The following is a 19,594-nucleotide window of genomic DNA, read 5'->3' as shown; positions in this document are numbered from 1 at the left end:
TCTCAAATTATTGCAATAAAACCGTCTAAAGTGCAGAATTGCTAACTAATGAACTCTTCAGTCCTCTGCAAGAGGACTTCAGCTTTGAGGCAGGGGTTTCAACCCCTGGCGGAGTCAGGAAAAAAGCGTTAAAGTGACACCAATGGTCGCAACATCTCCCGCACAAAAAAAGAACAATCAGGAAACCGCAAAAGAGAAATACTATCACCATCCGCAAGAATCACCCGACTTTGATAACCCTCTTGACTCGGTTCTCGAAAAACGTGGAGTTGCCGATTATTCACATCCAAAACCCAATAATCAGTAATTCCCGACTCAGCATAAATTTTCGCTTTAATCCCGCAATCCGTTCTCAGCGTAGTATCCGCAACTTCAATAATCAGATAAATTTCTGAAGGAATTGGATGGTGGTCTTCATAGTAAAGTGGATCTGGTATAACCACAGCAATATCAGGTTCGGGTTCAGAGTAATCATCGAGTCGAACAGCATCATGTATACTCAGCAATACCAAACTTCCCAAATATTTTTGCAGTAGTTGCATTGTACGTTTCACCACTGCACAATGTGGGGGAGTTTTCGCAGCCTTATTTACTATCTGTCCGGCCAATAATTCCACCCGTTCATCTCCCTCAATAATACCAGCTTCCCCCATCCGGTGATATTCATAAACATTCAGCCGCCGAATATCCAATAAAGTCATAGTTACCTCCTCTTTTTTAACAAACCTCTCTCTTCTTCCCCTCTCTTCCTCAGCGACCTCTGCGCCCTCTGCGGTCAATCAATTTTAATCCTTAAAATTTTCGTTAAATCCTGTTAATCCTATTGTACAATAACTTTTAAACAAATTCATCGAAGGCTCAAAACTGTGACCAAATATGTGATGTGGGGAAGTTACTGCGAAGATGTCATCGAAAAACGTGCTCCGTTTCGGGACGCTCATTTAGCGGGATTGGCTAAGCAGAAGGAATCGGGAGTATTAAGTACGATCGGGCCAACCAAAGATTTAACAAAAGTCTTTGCAATTTACGAAGCAGAAGATGAGGCGCAGGTGCGACAATTGGTGGAAGCCGATCCTTATTGGGTAAATGGGGTTTGGACTGAGTACGATGTGAAAGAGTGGATTCAAGCTTTTTAAAGGGGTTAACAGGGTGAACATCTTAAGATTGGATGACAGCGATTTAGTTCCAGTGGACTATGGCGATTTGCTGGACAAGATTTTAGAGGTTTTACAGGGAAAAAACCCATTTAGCGTATCCGGTGACAACCGCCGCTTGCTAATTGATATTGACACCATTGCGGCGGATGTTTCCAACAAGCAAGTGCGGCAACCCTTGGGTTCTTTGGAACGTCAAGCACATTCTGCTACTGTTAATTTTCCGCCGGAAATTGAAGAAAATTTTGGTAGTCAAATTAGGCAGATTCAACAGTGTTTGCGGCAGCAACTAGAATTTAAACTTCCTCAAAATACCTCGATTGAAAGATTTGTCGCTAGTTTGATTAGTCCCTTAGATTCACCCTCTTTTCGGGGAAGCGGCCAAGAGTTAGGCTTTAAATACGATTTTGGCATCCGCCACCCTTCTTTAGAAAAAGAAAGGCTAACTTTGGAAAGCCGAGGTACTGGAAGCCATGCAGCTTTAAAATTGCACAAATTGACCGTTACCGTCCGAAATACGGATATTTTTGAACAAGAACTCAAGCAGGGTTTACAAAATTATATCAATGAAAATGCCGAGACTAGCAGTGAGAAAGAAGACCTTAACCACCGTCTTGATGAGATGGTTAAAAATCCTGACTCGGATTTTCACAAATTAATCCGACTCGTAGACAAAGAAACTCTCGGCAAAATTCAAAAAGAAGCTAAAATAACCTACTTGGAATACCTGCTAGAACACATCCGCGCTAGCAGCACAGATACTTTAGGCATCATCTATTTAGAAGACTTGATTCGCCGCATCAGATTGATAGAAGAATACATCAACGACCCAACTAAATCCGATGGCGAGTACGAAGTTAATTATGCTGGTGTTCAAGTTAATTATCGAGAGATATTTGCCCGATCCGAATTTTTAGATGCACTGCCAATTATTCCCATTGTATCAGGTTACTTGGGAGAAAGTACGGACAATTCTCGTAACGAGCGTAAGTTTATCTTTGGCCTCAAAATCAAATTTGATAACTCAGTTCAAGCGCGCGGTGGAAAAGATGTATTTGAGTATTATCTGAACCTGCTCAATCCCGACAGTGAAGAACATCAAGCAGAATTTGATGAGGATTATCATCCCGAAACCTTCGTCCGCAAACTGTTAAAAATAGCATTGCTCTACTATTTTGTGCTTGCTTCCCGCAATGACCCGCTAGCACCAAATTACGACCCGGAATCTGAACTCAATCATCAGCCTAGAGCCATATTTGAACAAAGAGTATTGCCTGTTTTGCAAGGTTCTAACGATGAGGAAAAAAAAGAGCTTTTTCGCAACTTTCTTAAAGGGCTTAATCAGTTTAATATAAAACATAAAATTAGGCATCTGAGAAAAATGCTTAGAGGCTTTCTGGAACGTCAGACAATTTTACCAAGCCGCACAGAAACGCGACACGTAAACCTCAAAATAGGTCTGGTAGAAGATATTGACAATATTTTGACTAATGGTAAATTTTTCAATGAGATTATGGAGCGAAATTACAAGCAAACGCTTCATTATATTACCGTCAAAGAACCTAGTGTCGATGAAAAATCTATTTGTCAGCTACCAGTCAATATCGCCATCGAAGATGTCCGGTATTTTCCTACTGATGAACGCCAAAATTTCAGCATGGAATACAATATCAAAGGTGTCGATGTTTTGCCTGTACTTTCTGCACCTAAAGCCGAGCGCTCTAGAGCAATCTACGAAAAACATTTTCAGACCAAATTAGTTGTGTTTCCCTATGACGATAGACGACTAGATGGCGGTGATAAAGGTTTACAACCGGCGGCGGCTTTTGTCTATAAGTTTACCATGTTGCTGCTGTCCTATATCTGTCTGAAGATATTGCTCGAAAACACTGCGGACAACTTGTTTATTCCGATGGTGAGGCTTCACGAAGGCGACAAGAAACATCGTTCACCGTCAGAAGAGTTCATGGCTAACCTTTCCAAAACATTGTCTCATATTTTGAGTGAAAAACAACGCTCAAGTTCTCAAGGCTTTCGGATTAGAAAAACGCCCAATGGTTACACAATTCGTAACGGTTTGAGTTCCCTGTATTCAATACTTCCTAAAAAGTTTCGCTTCAATGATAATGTACAGCTAGCCCCTGAGTTGGACAAGTTAGCAATTATTGTCGTTTCCAGCCGGGATAGTGATGCGAAAAGAAGCAATCAAAACCGCTTCCAAAGACAAGCCAGCTTAATCGGAGAAATTGTCGGAATCAATCGCCTAGATGACAGTACAATTCAAGTCGAAATGCTGAAAACTCTTTCCGAGAATTACAGTGTCAGCCGTCTTTATTCTGAGCCGTTAATCCTTGAAGATGCAATGAGTCAGCTTTATCAGCAAGGATATCGGAATTTTGCATATATTTCGCAAGCACCTTACATGAGTACGCTGCATATTACTCAGACTGAGGAAGATGAAGAACTATCTTTCATGTCAAAGAAATTGCTCCGAACTTTGAAAGGAGAGCGGCGGGATATCAAAATTTATCCCATCTTCTTTGATAAATACTATGTCCGCAGTTTCCTCGGCGATAAGGGAAAATCTTTTTACATTCAAGATATAATGGAGCTGGAAAGCTTGTCTGCCAATACCAGTCAGCAAGCTGTGATGTTTTTCAACTTGTTTAACGGAATTAAAATTAAGGAGGAAAAGAACTTTTATAACGGCGTGATTTCCTACTCCACGCTGTTGCATATATACGCAGGTATTCTGGATGACCAAGACCTTCATCAAGGCTTAATTTATGATGGTGCAATTAAAAATACTATATTGCACTATTTAACCATATTCCACTTTTCTCGGTATGAAGCTTGTCACAATATTAGTTTAAAACTTGACCCCTACGAGCGGATTATTGGTGATGAATCGGTGGGTGCTTTGTCTGTATTTAGTCATGCTGGCGGTAGTGCGGATTTTAATTCCCTGGCATTTTTGAATAAAGTAAGAGAAGTCTTGAATGTGGATGATGGAGGTATTAATCATGATTGGTGAAGATTTTGGACGGCTGTTTGAGGTGGGATTCAATATCGGGATTCTGGCGTATATTCAGCGTGAAAATATAGCTCACAATTTCGGAGATTCCTACCGTCTCGATTTGCAGAAACTCCAATTGCCAAAGATGATGGCGGAAATTACCAGAGAAGCTAATTTGCTCGGTAGTTTGGATGCTAAAATTGTTGAGAAGTGGAGTCTATTTTTTCTCCAAAAAGGCTTTATTGGTGGGTTAAATTTCTTCCGGGAGTACATCAAATCTACGGGCTGGACTTTAAGGTTATCGCAAATCTTGTATTTTCAGTGCAGTTTGAGTTGTGCTAACAGTATTAGAACCCAGAATGACGATGAGGTAGAAGTTTTTAAAGCGTTTAAGAAGGTATTATCTCAGTTTGAAACAGCGCAACCAAATTTCTCAGACGATGAGATTAACTCCTACATCCGCCGCTACAAGAAAAAAGGCGAGTTTTTGCAAGCTGATACCCTGATTTTGTTGCAAAATGGTAAGGATTTTAGAATTCTGTGCGTTGATTTGTCTGTGTTTACTCCTCCGTTGACTTCGGAAAAAGTCGAGAATCTCAACGAAATAGAGGTGATGCGGAAGTCTTTGCTCAGAGAAATTAGCTATTTGCGATCGAAAAGTGTTTTTTCTAATCTGCGAATAGATACTAGCACTTTAGGTGTTGATTTTTCGGAGGATTTAAAACGCTATTTTACAGCTTTTAAGTATAAGGATAAGGAAAGCGCTAAGTTGATTCAGGCGGGTAGCTACGCTCACAGCTTCTACGGTTTTCTGCAAACAACTGGTATTATTCCTCATGATGCTGAGGTTTTGTTGAATGTTGTCGGTTATAGCGATCGCACAATCAGCGCAATTTCCCTCCGCACTGATAAAATTGACATCTTGGCGAATTGTGCCAAAATTTACCAGCAGGAAGCGAAAGATAAACAGATTAACGATGCTCGCGCCGAAGTTTTAGATGCGATCCAACTTAACGCAGGTTACAGTTTTCAGAATGGCAAAAAATTTGTCAGCGATTTGTTGACGATTGGGCAAAGTTCTCCACCTGTATGTAATACAGAGCGGATCGATAACTTTGTCAATTCCATTGATATTATATCAGATAAATTAGCAGATGATTTGCAAATCGATCGCGGATTGCACCTGAGAAATGCTCACGCTCAATTAATTGTCAAAGCACTGGAATCTGACGAAACTTACCTATTTTTGACTGGGAATCCGGGAATTGGGAAAACAACTGCGATCGCCACTTTCCTCAAAAGCCATATAAACGACGGCTTTTTGTTTTTTTATGTCAGTCCCCGCAAGCAAGTTAACTTAGATATCATCGAGAAATTCCGAGACGAAAAAACTGGTTTGCTGTGCGACAAACGCTTATTTTGTATTAACTCAACTTCGGATATTATAGACAGCAATTTTGGACAATGTACCGTCAACTACGTCGCAAATAATCATCACGAAGATTTTTCACAAAAAACTGTCGAATTCATCAACGAGGGTGCAAAACTACAGCGTAAAAAATCTCAGAAGCCGCAACTTGAAAGGAGGGGAGAAACAGTAATCAAACCTAGGATCGGCAAAAAGCATGGGGTGCTAAATAGCGTTTGTGAGGGAATATATTCGCTCATAAATTGCAAGACATCAAACAATATCGTGGCTACCGTTTCCATTCAGTCTTTGAAGGTGACAGAAACAGGAAAAAATACTCTCCAGCATTTAGAGAAAATATTTCAAGATGCTTACAACAAGGGGAACAAAGAAGTCATCGATCCTAAAATGCAGGAAATGTCCAGCCGCATTAAACACATTTTCATTATGATCGATGAAATTACCGGAGACGACGGCGGTGTTGAGTTTCTGCATGGAATTGGTAGGCTGCTTAACAAATATGAATTGCACAACCCAAAACACGGTTTTAACACTAAAATTATTGTAGCCGATGCTTCGATTGTTGACCCGGATGTAATTAAACAACACCTCGATGATACCTCGCCCGAACCGGATAAAATCTATTTCAAAAAGCTGCCCAAAAATTCCGAGGAAATCCCACCATTACAGGTGACTCCTTTTGAATTCAAAGGGTTAGCTGCTAAAGTTATCAATACGAATTCCTATCCCGCTAGCAGTTTAGAGATAACTTATAAGGTATTTGTAGAGGCTGTAAAGTTTACTGAAGATACTGCTTTAAATCCCAAGAATGATTTAGTTAAATCAGTACAGTTTGAAATAATTGAAGATATCAATCAGCGGTTAGCAATACCGGGAGTTGAACAAATTATTGTTTACATTCAGGATAAGCGAAGATTAGCCGAGTTAATTGATAAAATTCAAAAAAAACGAGAATTTAAGCGTTATAACGATTATCTGGAAGTCCACGCGAATATCTCGGAAGAGGAGAAAGAGCAAATACAAAAGTGCAAAAATAAAGTTAAAGTAATCTTTATGACTGCATCGGGAAGTCGCGGCTTGTCTTTCCCTAAAACTAAGCATATTTTAGTGGATATTCCCCGATTTCAGATTGAGAAAAATCTGATGGAAGTCATACAGGTGATTTATCGCGGGCGCGGGGAAGATGGACACGGTAATACCCTGGATGGTGAAGCTAAGGAGTTGGTTTTTTACTTGTCTGATACAGCAGTTTACTATGCTGATGATGCGGAACTTTCGCTACGAGAAAGCAAGTTGAGTTTGTTGAATTTGTTGCTAATTCTTAAGACTGCGGTGATGACACGGATTGTGGGATATGGGTATTTGGGTAGGGAAAAGTTTTTGATGATTCCGATTGGCGGGAAGTCGATTTCTGCTGTGGGCGATACTTTTAGTAGCAAGATGGCTTCTTTAATTAAAATTTTGAAAAGCGAGCACCGCAGCAACCCAGGAAATAAGTTGTTACAGGATGTTTTTCAAGGTCTGGAGGAGCTTTTGAGCTGGGCGGAGTTTGTTTTAAAAAATTCTGATAAGTCTCGTGTAACGGGCGAATCTTACCTGGAATTGCGGGAGAATTTTAATCGCAAGTTTTTGCAGATGTGCAATCCTCTTGAGGGTTTGTTGGGTTGTGGTAATCTAGAGATTGGTCATGTTTGTGGTAGTTTGTTATTAGTGCCTTTGGCTGATAAAAGTTTGCAGGAAAACTACCAGATGGCGCTGAATAGGGAAATTCGGAAATGTTTAGATGCTAAGTTGCTGCAAAAAATGGAGTACATCAGGGATAGCAAATCTTCCCCTGATAATTTGCGATCGGCTATTAGGGGCGGTGCGATCGAGCTTTTGCAATTTCTCAACAGCGATGTCGAGAAAACTCAGTATTTCGAGCAGCAGAGTCAGCAGTTCGATCGCTATTATGCCATACCCCTGTTTGCCTTCGTCAGCGGGGAGGAAATGGAGGAATATTTTGCTGACAGTAAGCTGGAAGAACCGGAAGACAGGCGGTTTCGGGATATTTTGTCGGCTTATGTGCGATCGATCTACCCTGTAGATAGTGTAATGCCGATCGGGCACAAGTATCACGAATTCCCGTTTATCGTGTTTAGAAGCTACAGTTTAGAACAAAGCCGAGAAAAAATTTTTACAGATAAATATCTTTTAAGTTCCCACGAATTGAACGTGCTCAATTTAATTTTGTCAAAACAGATAAACTAGACCTCTTGCATTCCCAAGCTTTCAATTCATTCAACAATCTGCGTTTGTCTGTGTTCATTTGCCTTACATCTGCGGTTTCTGTATCAATCAAAGACTTCTGCAATGCAAGCCTACTGAAACTTGTAGGCTGCGTCATACAATTTTAGATTTTAGATTTTAGATTTTAGATTGGGAATCAAGGATGACTATCGGGGTTTGGAGTTTACCTACAGTTGCATTCTTGTTGGAAACGGCTATCAGTTAGCTGTCACCCCGCAGAGAAAATAAAACTCTTCCGGGGTGCCCTACTTGCTACTTGCTAACTTCAAAAGGCGTGTATTTCCCCCCCAAAGCTTCGACGATGGCGCGAGTATTAGCCGACATCATTTTCACATAAGAATCGCCCTCGCTTCCCGCCGCCCCGATCGAATCAGAATAAAGTTGCTGCGCCGCCAATTTCACCCCCGCTTCCTCCGCCACTGTTCTAATCAGTTGCGGGTTAATTGTAGTCTCGGCAAAAATAGCAGGAACTCCGGCAGCTTTCACCGATTCTACCAACTTTTGCACCGTTTGAGCGCTCGGCTGTTCCTCCGTACTAATCCCGATCAAACTTCCCGCACTTCCCAATCCGTAGGCGCGGCTGTAATATTGAAAAGCATCGTGAGTTGTTACTAATTCGCGCTTATTTTCAGGGATAGTTTTAATCTCTTGTTCGATCCAACTATCCAAACGTTTTAACTCTTCAGTAAGTTTGACAGCATTCTGCGTAAATTTCTCCCGATCTTCCGGCGACAGGTCGATTAGCGCATCCCGAATTGCTTCCACCATTTGAACTACATTTTCCACATTTCCCCAAACGTGCGGATCGGGTACGGTATTGCCTTCTTTATTCAGTAGCAAAGGCTTGACAACTTCCCCCACTGCTAATTTCCGCGCCTTAATTCCGGCGGCATTCATCATCCTAATTAATCCCGGTTCCAAATTGTAACCGTTATACAAAATTAAGTTAGCTTTTTCTAAAGCTTGAGAATCTTTTGGCACCGGTTCGTAAACGTGAGGATCGGTTCCCGGCTGCAAAATTCCTGTTAGCTGAACTTCGCCACCCGCTACTCGATCGGTCAAATCCTCAATAATTGTGCTGGTAGCAACTACCTTCGGTTTCGCATCTGCCTCTGGAGATAGGCGATCGCCCTGAGTTTGAGCGCAACTAAATAAACCCACAGTCAAAATGCCACAGGCCATAGTTCTAATCAAAGATACCTTGGACTTTTTCAATCCAGGGCGGGAGGTTTCAATCCCCGACTCACGGCTAAACTCTCCTTTATAGGATTGCTTCACAATTGCCGTCGGTTTTAATTCACATCTGACACCATTCTCAATCACCCTTGTCTGGGCGGGCAGGATGCCCACCCCACAAGAAAACTTACTCTTTGTGGAACAGGCATCTTGCCTGTTTTTGAGAATTGTGGAAGATATGAGTTTTAACCTACTTGAGATTTTCGCCGCCAAACCTATAGTTTGAGGGCTTTCCAGCTTGGACTGTCGCATTATCTACCTCTGGTGCGTTCCCGATTATTCCTATTTACCGATGATTTCATATTCTTTTCATTTTTACAGTAAACTTAATAAAAAGGAGATAGAGTCACCCCAATGAATACCGCCGCCTTCCCCAACGAGAATCCTTGGTCTAAAATGGTTTGCCACCTCAAAGACAGCGCTACCGACACTGAAATTATCACTGTTAAGCACTTAGCAGTAAACTACCGCACGGTAGAGGCACTCAGAGATATCAATCTTTCCGTCCAACCGGGAAGGCTGACGGGTATTATTGGGCCCAATGGTGCCGGCAAAAGCACGCTGATCAAAGCAATGTTGGGCTTAATTCCCGCAACTCGCGGCGCTGTTACCTGGGGCGAAGAAGCGATCGCCGATCGACTCGAAACCGTAGCCTACGTGCCCCAGCGATCGCAAATAGACTGGAACTATCCCGCCACCGTTTGGGATGTCGTGATGATGGGAAGAGTCAGAAAAGCCGGATGGTTTCGCCGCTTCTCGGCAGCTAGTCGCCGCACCGCCGCCGATGCCTTAGAAAGAGTAGGCATGAGTGCTTACAAAGACAGACCGATCGGACAACTTTCCGGCGGACAGCAACAGCGAGTATTTCTAGCGAGAGCCTTAGCCCAAGAAGCCGCTATTTTCTGTTTTGACGAGCCGTTTGTTGGCGTTGACCAAAAAACTCAAAATATCATTTTCGACATCTTCCACCAACTAGCCAATGCCGGAAAAATTGTCTTAGTAGTTAACCACGACTTAGGCGAATCAATCACCAATTTTGACGATTTAATTTTGCTCAATACAGAATTGATTGCCGCTGGTTCCCGCCAAGAAGTGCTAACCCAAGAAAACCTTTACCGCGCCTACGGCGGACAAGTAATGTTTTTTGCCGGACAAGCCGCTTAATTAGCCAGCAGTCAATCGATTTTAGATTTTAGATTTTAGATTTTAGATTGATCCTACGGATAAATGCGGGGGCTTGAGGATTTTCGATTTGCGATTTTCGATTGATTCCACGGATAAATCACGTGGCGGATACCACCTTTGAAATTCTTGGTCATTAATCTAGGAGTTACCCTCTTGAACCCGGTTTTTTTGATAATCTTGAATTGGGCAACGATAAATCTCGGCTCAAACTCACATCTTGCACCATTCTCAAGAACAGGCTTTCCGGCCTGTTCCACAAAGAGTGAATTTTATTGTGGAACAGGCCGGAAAGCCTGTTCATAAAAAGCTTATTGAGAATGGTGCAACATCTCGGATCGAACCTGGTTGCTTTGGTTGTTAGTCATTAGTTAACTTTGATTTGATAATTTTATGATACAAACCTTAATTGAGCCGTTGCAGTACGGATTCATGCAGCGATCGCTCGTAATTGCCATTCTCGTCGGCATCGTCTGCGCGATCGTCGGCAGCTACCTAATGGTACAGCGGCTGGCCTTGCTCGGAGACGCCATCAGCCACTCGGTTTTGCCCGGATTGGCGATCGCCTTTATCCTCGGAGCAAATATCTTTATCGGCGCGTTCATTGCCGGAGTTTTGAGTACAGTAATCATAGCTTGGATCAAAGCTCGATCGACAATCAAAGAAGACGCGGCAATGGGCATCGTATTTTCCGCATTCTTCGCCCTCGGCATCACTTTAATTACGATCGTCCAAAAAGACAACAAAATCGACCTCAACCACTTTCTTTTCGGCAACATCCTGGGCGTGACTGTCGAAGATGCGATCGACACAGCCGTCATTGTCGCCATAGTCTTATTAGTTGTAGTAGTCTTTTACAAAGAACTGCTATTTTACACATTCGATCCATTAGGAGCACAAGCAACAGGTTTGCCAGTAAACCTGCTCAACTTCGGACTAATGGTACTCATCGCCCTCACCATAGTTGCCAGCCTCAAAGCCGTTGGCGTAGTGCTAGTCTTGTCCCTATTAATTACACCCGCAAGTACCGCCTATCTCCTAGTCACTCGCCTGCACCAAGTAATGATTTTAGGCGCAATAATCGGAGTTATTTCCAGCATTAGCGGAATGTATCTCAGCTACTTTTATAACTTACCATCCGGGCCCGCCATAGTTTTAGTGGCATCGGGATTATTTGTCCTATCATTGCTGTTCAGTCCCACTCAAGGAATCCTCACCCAGCCCCGCACACACTCTGGTCAAATTCCTCCAATCTGGCGGGAATTAAAAAATTTAACTAAAGGCCGATAACAATCAAGTTTCTAGTAACACTTGAGCGCCGCGCCTCCAATTTTCAATAACAATCTGCGTTAATCCCCGTGCATCTGCGGTTCAAAAAAGCTTCTCCAATTAATCCGCCTAACTGCGAATCGCCGGCAGCATCCCGATGTTGTCAAAAGGTTTTTTTTGTTTGAGTGCGAGAAAGCAAAAAGGGGAGGCTGTCGCAGCGGGCGATCGCAACTACGAACAATTGCTCAAAAGACAGTACAATAACAAAAGTTAAAATTTCACCCAAACAGAGCTACTCAGTTAAAAAACATGACAGTCAAAGTAGGAGACACCGCCCCCGATTTTACCTTACCATCTCAAACTGGCACATCAGTCAGCCTCAAAGATTTTAAAGGTAAAAAAAACGTCATAGTCTACTTTTACCCCAAAGACGACACGCCCGGATGCACAACCCAAGCTTGCGCTTTTCGAGATAGTTACGAAGTCTTCAAAGACGCAGGTGCAGAAGTTATCGGAATTAGTGAAGATTCGCAACAATCGCACCAGCAATTTTCGGCAAAATATCAGCTACCCTTTACACTGCTGAGCGATACTGGCAACAAAGTGCGGCAATTATACGGCGTTCCCGCTACCCTGTGGATTATGCCCGGTAGAGTAACTTATGTCATTGACAAAGAAGGCATTGTCAAGCATGTTTTTGACTCCATGTTAGACTTCAAAGCACACGTTTCAGAAGCAATCAAAACTTTAGAAACAATCAAAAGTTAGAGGGATTTGCTTAAATATATTGTTGGTAGTGAGGACGAAAGTCCTCCTTGTCTCAAAAACAAGAAAACACTAAATTCCTGACTGCGAACTAACGGTTTTTAGTGAGGAAGAAAGTTATGAGACTAGAGATTTTCCCCTACCCAATTTTTAAAAGCTTGAATAGCGGTGGTTCTGCCAGCAACTTGACTCTGCTGGGTGTACTGATTCACCAGTTGGACAATCGGGATATTGGGGAAAGTGGGACTCACATCAGACTCAATATATTGTTCGGCTTGCAAGACGTTGATTTGTAGCCCTCGCCGTGCGTACCGCCAAAGTTCCGGCACTCCTAGAATTTGATAATTATCCAACTGCGTGCGAGAGGTAAGATCAATTTCTATAGCTAAGTCTGGGGGCGGATCAACGCTCATATCGAGGCGATTTTTACCGATAACGGCTGCTTGATTTTGAATGTAAAAACAGGTATCCGGTTCCACAGCCTGACTCATGCGTTCATTTTTCAACGTTGTCGAACCTAACGACTCAAATGCTATTTGTCGTGTTTCCAACAAAATTTTTACCATGTCGCCAATAATTTCCTTGGCTTTTTCATGTTCGGGTAGAGGAACCATAATTTCTAACCGTCCGTTACTATAGGAAAGTCGGGAAGCACGACGTTCTCCTAATTCCGCCAAAATACTTTCAAATTGTTGCCAGTTAACATCCTCAACCAGTAATTGCTGACCCGGCTGAATCTTCAATTGTCTTAACTCCAATAGCATAATTTGTCATCCATTTTCTCTAGGCAATATCAGCAACGTCCTGACTACGAATCATTATCTTAAAAAACCAAGAAAAAACTAAATTCCTTACTAAAAACTCGTGGTTCGTAGTAAGGACTTTAGTCCTTTTTTGCTAACGACTGGCAGCCATTAACAATTAGCAGTCAGCAATTATCTAGCTTTTTGCAACACTCGATTTTTCCGATGTAGCGCTTTCGGCAGTTTTGCCATTTTTGCTATTACCGTTACCGTTGCTGTGCCGGGGTTGGATAACTCCATAGCCACCGTGAGTCTTTCGTTCGTAGAGTACGTTAATTTCGCCTGTTTCCGAATTACGGAACATATAGAAATCGTGATCGATAATCTGCAATTGTTCCAAAGCTTCTTGCACAGTCATTGGAGGCATCGCAAAATACTTAGTCCGCACCACCTCAGCAGGAAGTTCGGGAGTTCGATCGCCAATCAGATCTGCTACTACAGGATGTTCCTCAACTGCCGTAACTGTTTTAACACTACTCTGGGTCTTGTTGTCGTGGCGTTTTTCCTTGAATTTCCGCAGTTGACGAGCTATCTTGTCGGCAACCAAATCGATGCTAGCATAAAGGCTTTCCGTGCTTTCCTCAGCCCGAATCACGCTACCGTTAGCATAAATTGTCACCTCAGCAGTCTGCTTAGGATTGATCCTGGGGTTACGAGCCACCGATAGATGTATGTCCACTTCCGTAGTCAAAGTTTGAAAATGGCTAACTGCCTTTTCAACCTTTTGATTGACGTACTCGCGAATCGCATCGGTGATTTCTATATTTTTACCCTGGATAACAAGCTTCATAGAGCTCCCTCCCTTCTTTTACTTGGGTATATTTTATACAGTAGCACTATGTATTCTGGAAAACACTTATCTTCCAAATCTTTTATTATATGTTGACAATTCTTGATTTAAGCTGCGCCAATATTCCGTAAATACACTCTTGATTTTTTTCATGATTTCTCCTCTCATCCCTCAACCGTTAAATGCACAACCCTGCTTGCTCTTCGATTGGGGACAAGTGCCCTACTCCCAAGCTTGGGAAACCCAGCAAAAACTCGTGCAAGAACGCCGGGAAAACCCAGATTTGCCAGATGTCCTGATTTTGGTGGAACATCCGCCGGTGTACACTTTGGGACAGGGCGCGAAGTTGGAATTTCTGAAATTTGACAGCGAAACTCTGCCGGAACTGCACCGAGTTGAACGGGGTGGTGAGGTGACTTACCATTGTCCGGGTCAATTGGTGGGGTATCCGATTTTAAATTTGCGCCGTCACCAGCCTGATTTGCACTGGTATTTGCGGCAGTTGGAGGAAGTGCTGCTGGGAGTGCTGGAAGTTTGCGGGTTGAAGGGTTCGCGGGTTCCGGGTATGACTGGGGTTTGGGTGGATGGGTGCAAGGTAGGTGCGATCGGGATTAAAGTCAGCCGCTGGATTACGATGCACGGTTTTGCTTTAAATGTTTGCCCGGATCTGGCTGGTTTTGGGCAAATTGTGCCTTGCGGGATTCCCGATCGACCTGTTGGGAGTTTAGAACAGTTTATCCCCGGAATTGAGGTCGATCGAGTGCGATCGATCCTTGTCGCTGAGTTTGCTCGCGTTTTTGCAGTGGAAATTGTGCGAACCCAGATGTAGGATGCGTCGCTGTCAACCTTACGCATTCGATCGCAGTCGGTTTTTTAAGTGCGATCGCCATTGTCTTCCTCATACACCATTAAATCCCCCGGTTGGCAGTTTAGTGCTTTGCACAAAGCATCAAGAGTTGTTTCGTCAATTCTCGTGAGGCGGCGGCGGGTTTTGATTTTAGAAACAGATGTTGGGTGCATCCCAACTCTCGCCGCCAATTCTTTATTGCTGATATTGCGATCGGCCATTACAACTGCCAATTTCCAACGGATCACTGCGGGTGCTCAACTACTAGCCAGGACTTTGCAAGGTGATGTTAGCATCCTGGAACCTTCACTAACACTTATTTTGCCGTATCGGCAATATTTATTGTCGTATCGCTTGACTGGCAGCCGCGAATGAACTATGCTGAGGATGTACAAACGGAAAAGCGATCGCCCCTTGGCCTCGAAAACTCAAGGGCGATCGCTATCCGACTATTTGTTTAGTTAAAACTTATGATATCACAGCCAAAGTCAGTTCCCGAACTCCTGCGCGAAGAAATTCCCGACGCACCCACGGGCAAACAACCGATCCGATTGTTGATTTGCGGGATTCCCAAAGGAGTGGAAAGCATCATCAATCTGCTGCACGTTTTGGGTTTTGCTGAAGTTGGGGAATGGAGCCCGCCTTTACCATCCCCGATCGCAGGTGAAGTAATGCGGATTTTAACCCGTTACTGGAAAGAATAATCTTTAAGGGCGATCGCCCTTTCTCGATTGAAGTGCGATCGCATCAAATTACTCTCTACAGATTCCTCAAAAAATCTTCCTTAGTTTTTACTCTAATTTTTATTAGAGTACATCTGCCGATCGCACTTTTCAACTTCCTGCAAGCTTTCTTTCCATACTTTACTAGATATCTCGCGATCGCGCGTCCTATTTTCTGTGGCGATCGCCCTTACCATCACCAGAAAATATTAAATTTCTGTTTCACTATTCTTTGTCGCGATCGATATTTGCTGGGAATTATCCCCTCAGATTGATCTCGATCGACTGCTTCTTCAATTAATGCCCAACCATATTGGAGACTGACCGATAATGCGATTTTGCCAACCGTTCTAGGTCTGATTTAACTTATTCTGAAAGATCTACAATTATTCTGGAAAGTTTTGCTGGCAAGGCTGTTGTTTGTGCTATTACCGCCCAATTGTACCGGGAGTATCTCACTTTTGCAGCCAAGAAGCTAGAAATTGGAGTTAGGAGTCAGGAGTCAGGAGTCAGGAGAAAAGAGTCAGAAGGAAGAAGGAAGGAGCCAGAAGAAGTGTTTTTACAAATATGAGATGCTCCCATTGTACCTTTTTTTGACCTGCTACACCATTTATTTTAACCTCGCGGATTGACTCGGAGTGCATACCGCGATAATTTGATAAAGGTCAACTCGCAGATGATGCACATTCCACAAGTAGTAAGCTGTTCGACATTCAAACTGCACTATTGGTGGGCTAGACCCCATACTGCAAGGGGTTGAGGCAATAAATTTAAATGACTAACAGCTTAGGACTATTAAATAGTCATTAACAAACATATCTAGCGGATGTACATCAAATATCATTTTCGTTGTCATACTCAAGGGCTTTGTATTGATGAAACTTGTCAATTCGCTTTTAGCAGTAACAGTGACGATCGCTTCTCTGGGTTTGACCGTATCTGTCAAAGCTGATACGGTGAATGCCCGTTGCGATGTGTATCCCAAAGGAGAAGATCGCGCCGTGTCTTCGAGTCCCTGTACCTTTTCTCAACGGCAGGGCGCAGTAGAGATTCAATTGGAAAATGGTAAGCGCTATGACTTGACCCCTGTGGGCAATCAACCGGGGAACTATCGCGATCGAAATGGGCAACCAGCCTATCGGCAAGCCGGATTGGGCGATCGCGGACAGATTTATCGCCTCGCCGCTGAATCAATTTTTGTCTATTGGGATACGGCTGCCGACGGACAAAACTCAGGTAATACAACTAATGGAGGTTCTGCTGCTCGTTCTGAGCCTGATGCGGGTACTACCGTCCCTCAGTTGCGCGATTTAGTGGGGGCAAGGGCAGGACAGGCAGAAAACGCTATCAGACAACGGGGTTATCGCTTTGTTAAGGCTGATGAAGGGGGTTACACCTATTGGCTAGAAGGCAAAACCAACTATTGCGTAACAATCCGAACGGATGAAGGGCGCTACCAGTCGATCGTTTACACCGGTGGTTCAGGGGATTGTCAGAAGTAATTGCTATCTGACAAAAGGAGCAGTTAACTGCTAACTGACACCGACAAAATTCTCTGCGGTTCCCCCCTCGTCGAACCCCGACTTGCCAAATTAATTCTAGCAAGTCGGTTTAGCGTGCTTGCATGAGCGGGCGCAAGACAAACTGGCGACCGGCAAATGGCGGGTGAAGCACACTGGGCCAGACGTGGAGACCGATGCGTTGGTTGCCTCTTGGCGAGACGAACTGGTGCGATTGCGAGGTTAGTGCTTTGTTGACTTGCTTCGCCTCACCGTGACCAAACAATTGACGGTATTCTTCTTAAGGGTGAGCCTAGCTTCAATATCAGGTTGCTCAATCACGTCCCGACAAATATGTTCCCCTTTAATCGATTCCTTCGTCTCACAATCCGGTTTGTGCTAATTAGCCTCATGACGATCGCGCTGGTGATAGGTTGGGGTGCGATCGCCCAGAGTCAAGTGCCTTCCCTGCCATCTGGTGCTGCGAATAATTCCTTCAATCCTCCATCTGAGGTCAGCCGCCACGGAGAATATGAAACAGCTTCAATCAAATCACCGCTGGACGGTAAAGAGTTGTTTGAAGTGACCTCTCCTACAATTTTTAATCGAGACAAAATCCCAGATGGCTTTCTTCCAGTTGAAGTTCGGGCACAGGACGTGAATGAGCGGCTGTGGCGGGTTTTCTATCGAACCTACTCTGCTAAACAAACACCAATTGTGACGGTCGCTACACTCAATAATCGACCCATTATCCAAATTAGTGACGATCGATCTTCTCGCCCGATCCGATTCGTGACGTTGACAGAACCAGATGCTGACTTTAACGGTAAAACCCTGGACGAATTAACTCAGGCATGGCAAACCATTCTTCAAGATGAAGTCGCTCGGTTCAAGCAGTTAACGACACCAGAAGCCGTTCGACAACGATTGGGGCAGGCATTGCAAATCTTACTGGGATTGCTGATTGCCAGTGCTGTAATTTGGTTTGTGCGACGAATTTTGACCCGCAGACAAAAAACTCTGGAAAGCCAGTATCAAGAGCAATTAACTGCGTCTACTAATCGTGTGCCCTTGGCGAATGCAGAAGCGAAAAAAGCGCATCAGTCAGAACCCAGTATTTCATCAGAGACGATTGCAGGAGAAGAAACCGAAGCGAGAGAGATTGCAGATGTGCGATCCTCTTCGAGGGCTTCGCTAACGCAATTTCTGGCAATCCTGCAACACCAATTTAGTGTGAAGCGTCGATTAGATATTGACAAATTTCTCCAATGGGCGTTGTTCTGGATTTTCATCTTGATGTGGTACGTCGGCATTGCACGCATCATCTCAATTATCCCCTTGTTAATGCGATGGAGTGTTTACGTCTGGTCAACACCCCTGGCATTGATTGCGATCTGGTTTGGCATTAGTTTCGCAATCCGCCTCAGCAAAAGTTTAATCGATCGCTTGTTGCATTCCTGGACAGTCAATCCACTAATCCCACTCCCAGAAGCACAACGCATTGCCCTAAGAAGTAACACCATTGCTGAAGCCCTAAAAGGACTCGCTACCTTTGTTTTGATAATCATTGGAATTATTTGGACACTGAGTCTGTTTAATGTTCCGACCAGTTCGATTGTGGCAGGAGGTGCGATCGTTGGGTTAGCAATTTCTTTTGGTTCCCAAAGCTTGATTAAAGATCTGGTCAACGGTTGCTTGATTTTGATCGAAGATCAATTTGCCCTGGGAGATGTGATTCAGATTGATAACCAGGGTGGTTTGGTCGAAAATCTCAACCTGCGAGTGACTCAACTCCGCAATAGTGAAGGTCAACTCATTACAATTCCCAATAGTGCGATTGTAAATGTCTGCAATTTAACTCGCCTCTGGTCAAGAGTTGATTTTTCCATTGTGGTGGACTATGACAATGACCCCAGACAAGTTCTCGATGTGTTGCGCCAAGTCTCGCAGCAGATGTATCAGGAACCTGATTGGTGCGATCGTCTACCCGAACCACCCGAAGTATTGGGCATTGATGACCTCTCTCACACTGGAATGCTAGTGCGCGTTTGGCTTAAAACAGCACCGATGCAACAGTGGAGTGTTGGACGCGAGTTCCGTCTACGGGTGCGTCAAGCATTTGAAGCAAATAACATTCGGATTGGTAAACCACAATCTATTACTTATAACATGGGCTGGAACTCCCATATTCAGGAGGAAACTTTATGATATCACCGCCAAAGTCCGTTCCCGAACTGCGCGAATAAATTCCCAATGTACTGACGGGCAAACAACCGATCCGATTGTTGATTTGCGGGATTCCCAAAGGAGTGGAAAGCCTCATCAGCCTGCTGCACGTTTTGGGTTTTGCTTTTTTTTGGGGAATGGAGCCCGCCTTTACCATCCCCGATCGCAGGTGAAGTAATGCGGATTTTAACTCGTTACTGGAAAGAATAATCTTTAAGGGCGATCGCCCTTTATTGAGCAAAGTGCGATCGCTCTTAAATTATCAAAAATAGCAGGCTTAATTCTCCATCCAATCACTTAAAAACTCCAGACTGAGGATGCTAAATATCGAATCGAATTAACGTGGCGGTGTTTGCGAGACTTGGGG

The 19,594-nt window shown here is 43.7% G+C and carries 16 protein-coding genes; 11 read left to right on the top strand and 5 right to left on the bottom strand.

From position 1 onward, the window contains the following. Positions 1-128: 128 nt before the first annotated feature. The gene (locus QUB77_RS17385) at positions 129-701 is read right to left on the bottom strand and encodes a Uma2 family endonuclease (RefSeq protein WP_333175217.1); all 573 of its coding nucleotides are present in this window, start codon (positions 699-701) and stop codon (positions 129-131) included. A 165-nt stretch (positions 702-866) separates the two neighbouring features. Here QUB77_RS17385 and QUB77_RS17380 point away from each other — a divergent pair, with 165 nt between their 5' ends. The 3 genes from QUB77_RS17380 to QUB77_RS17370 are packed head-to-tail and all read left to right on the top strand — an operon-like array spanning position 867 to position 7,849. Continuing rightward, positions 867-1,136 carry a YciI family protein gene (locus tag QUB77_RS17380; RefSeq protein ID WP_333175219.1) on the top strand — a complete coding sequence of 90 codons (270 nt, stop codon included), beginning with the start codon at positions 867-869 and terminating at the stop codon, positions 1,134-1,136. A 13-nt stretch (positions 1,137-1,149) separates the two neighbouring features. Next, the gene (locus QUB77_RS17375) at positions 1,150-4,188 is read left to right on the top strand and encodes a hypothetical protein (protein ID WP_333175221.1); all 3,039 of its coding nucleotides are present in this window, start codon (positions 1,150-1,152) and stop codon (positions 4,186-4,188) included. Continuing rightward, positions 4,178-7,849, top strand: a complete 3,672-nt coding sequence (locus QUB77_RS17370; protein ID WP_333175224.1) for a helicase-related protein — start codon at positions 4,178-4,180, stop codon at positions 7,847-7,849. The genes QUB77_RS17375 and QUB77_RS17370 overlap by 11 nt, the downstream gene beginning before the upstream one ends. A 291-nt stretch (positions 7,850-8,140) precedes the next feature. Here QUB77_RS17370 and QUB77_RS17365 read toward each other — a convergent pair whose 3' ends face one another. After that, the gene (locus QUB77_RS17365; protein ID WP_445251755.1) at positions 8,141-9,376 is read right to left on the bottom strand and encodes a metal ABC transporter substrate-binding protein; all 1,236 of its coding nucleotides are present in this window, start codon (positions 9,374-9,376) and stop codon (positions 8,141-8,143) included. Positions 9,377-9,478: 102 nt separating this feature from the next. On the opposite strand from QUB77_RS17365, the gene QUB77_RS17360 reads away from it, so the two are divergent. From QUB77_RS17360 to QUB77_RS17350, 3 genes are all read left to right on the top strand, one after another. Continuing rightward, entirely contained in the window at positions 9,479-10,288 is an 810-nt protein-coding gene (locus QUB77_RS17360; protein ID WP_333175228.1) for a metal ABC transporter ATP-binding protein, read from the top strand. 411 nt (positions 10,289-10,699) lie between these two features. Continuing rightward, positions 10,700-11,596 carry a metal ABC transporter permease gene (locus QUB77_RS17355; protein WP_333175230.1) on the top strand — a complete coding sequence of 299 codons (897 nt, stop codon included), beginning with the start codon at positions 10,700-10,702 and terminating at the stop codon, positions 11,594-11,596. Between the two features lie 288 nt (positions 11,597-11,884). Next, positions 11,885-12,343 (top strand): peroxiredoxin, encoded by a 459-nt coding sequence (locus tag QUB77_RS17350; protein ID WP_333175232.1) that lies wholly within the window; start codon positions 11,885-11,887, stop codon positions 12,341-12,343. A gap of 122 nt (positions 12,344-12,465) precedes the next feature. Here the strand turns inward: QUB77_RS17350 and QUB77_RS17345 are convergent, their stop codons facing one another. Continuing rightward, positions 12,466-13,104 (bottom strand): Uma2 family endonuclease, encoded by a 639-nt coding sequence (locus tag QUB77_RS17345; protein ID WP_333175233.1) that lies wholly within the window; start codon positions 13,102-13,104, stop codon positions 12,466-12,468. A 175-nt stretch (positions 13,105-13,279) separates the two neighbouring features. Beyond that, the gene (hpf, locus tag QUB77_RS17340) at positions 13,280-13,933 is read right to left on the bottom strand and encodes a ribosome hibernation-promoting factor, HPF/YfiA family (RefSeq protein WP_333175235.1); all 654 of its coding nucleotides are present in this window, start codon (positions 13,931-13,933) and stop codon (positions 13,280-13,282) included. A gap of 151 nt (positions 13,934-14,084) precedes the next feature. On the opposite strand from hpf, the gene lipB reads away from it, so the two are divergent. Next, positions 14,085-14,762, top strand: a complete 678-nt coding sequence (gene lipB, locus QUB77_RS17335; protein WP_333175238.1) for a lipoyl(octanoyl) transferase LipB — start codon at positions 14,085-14,087, stop codon at positions 14,760-14,762. Positions 14,763-14,806: 44 nt separating this feature from the next. On the opposite strand, the gene QUB77_RS17330 is transcribed toward lipB, so the two are convergent. Beyond that, complete coding sequence (locus QUB77_RS17330; protein WP_333175241.1) at positions 14,807-15,028, bottom strand: helix-turn-helix transcriptional regulator; 222 nt, start codon at positions 15,026-15,028, stop codon at positions 14,807-14,809. Between the two features lie 222 nt (positions 15,029-15,250). Between QUB77_RS17330 and QUB77_RS17325 the strand changes: the two genes are divergently transcribed. The 4 genes from QUB77_RS17325 (at position 15,251) to QUB77_RS17310 (ending at position 19,209) form a co-directional block, all read left to right on the top strand. Beyond that, complete coding sequence (locus QUB77_RS17325) at positions 15,251-15,484, top strand: hypothetical protein (RefSeq protein WP_333175244.1); 234 nt, start codon at positions 15,251-15,253, stop codon at positions 15,482-15,484. Between the two features lie 32 nt (positions 15,485-15,516). Then, entirely contained in the window at positions 15,517-15,777 is a 261-nt protein-coding gene (locus tag QUB77_RS17320; RefSeq protein ID WP_333175246.1) for a hypothetical protein, read from the top strand. Positions 15,778-16,377: 600 nt separating this feature from the next. Next, complete coding sequence (locus tag QUB77_RS17315; RefSeq protein WP_333175249.1) at positions 16,378-17,004, top strand: hypothetical protein; 627 nt, start codon at positions 16,378-16,380, stop codon at positions 17,002-17,004. 393 nt (positions 17,005-17,397) lie between these two features. Then, on the top strand, positions 17,398-19,209 hold the full coding sequence (locus QUB77_RS17310; protein WP_333175252.1) for a mechanosensitive ion channel family protein: 1,812 nt from the start codon (positions 17,398-17,400) through the stop codon (positions 19,207-19,209). Positions 19,210-19,594 lie beyond the last annotated feature (385 nt).

The sequence above is a fragment of the Microcoleus sp. AT9b-C3 genome, from assembly GCF_036705485.1.
In the GTDB taxonomy this organism is placed as follows: domain Bacteria; phylum Cyanobacteriota; class Cyanobacteriia; order Cyanobacteriales; family Microcoleaceae; genus Microcoleus.
The sequence above is the reverse complement of the archived record's forward strand: the minus strand, read 5'-3'. Positions and strand labels throughout refer to the sequence as shown.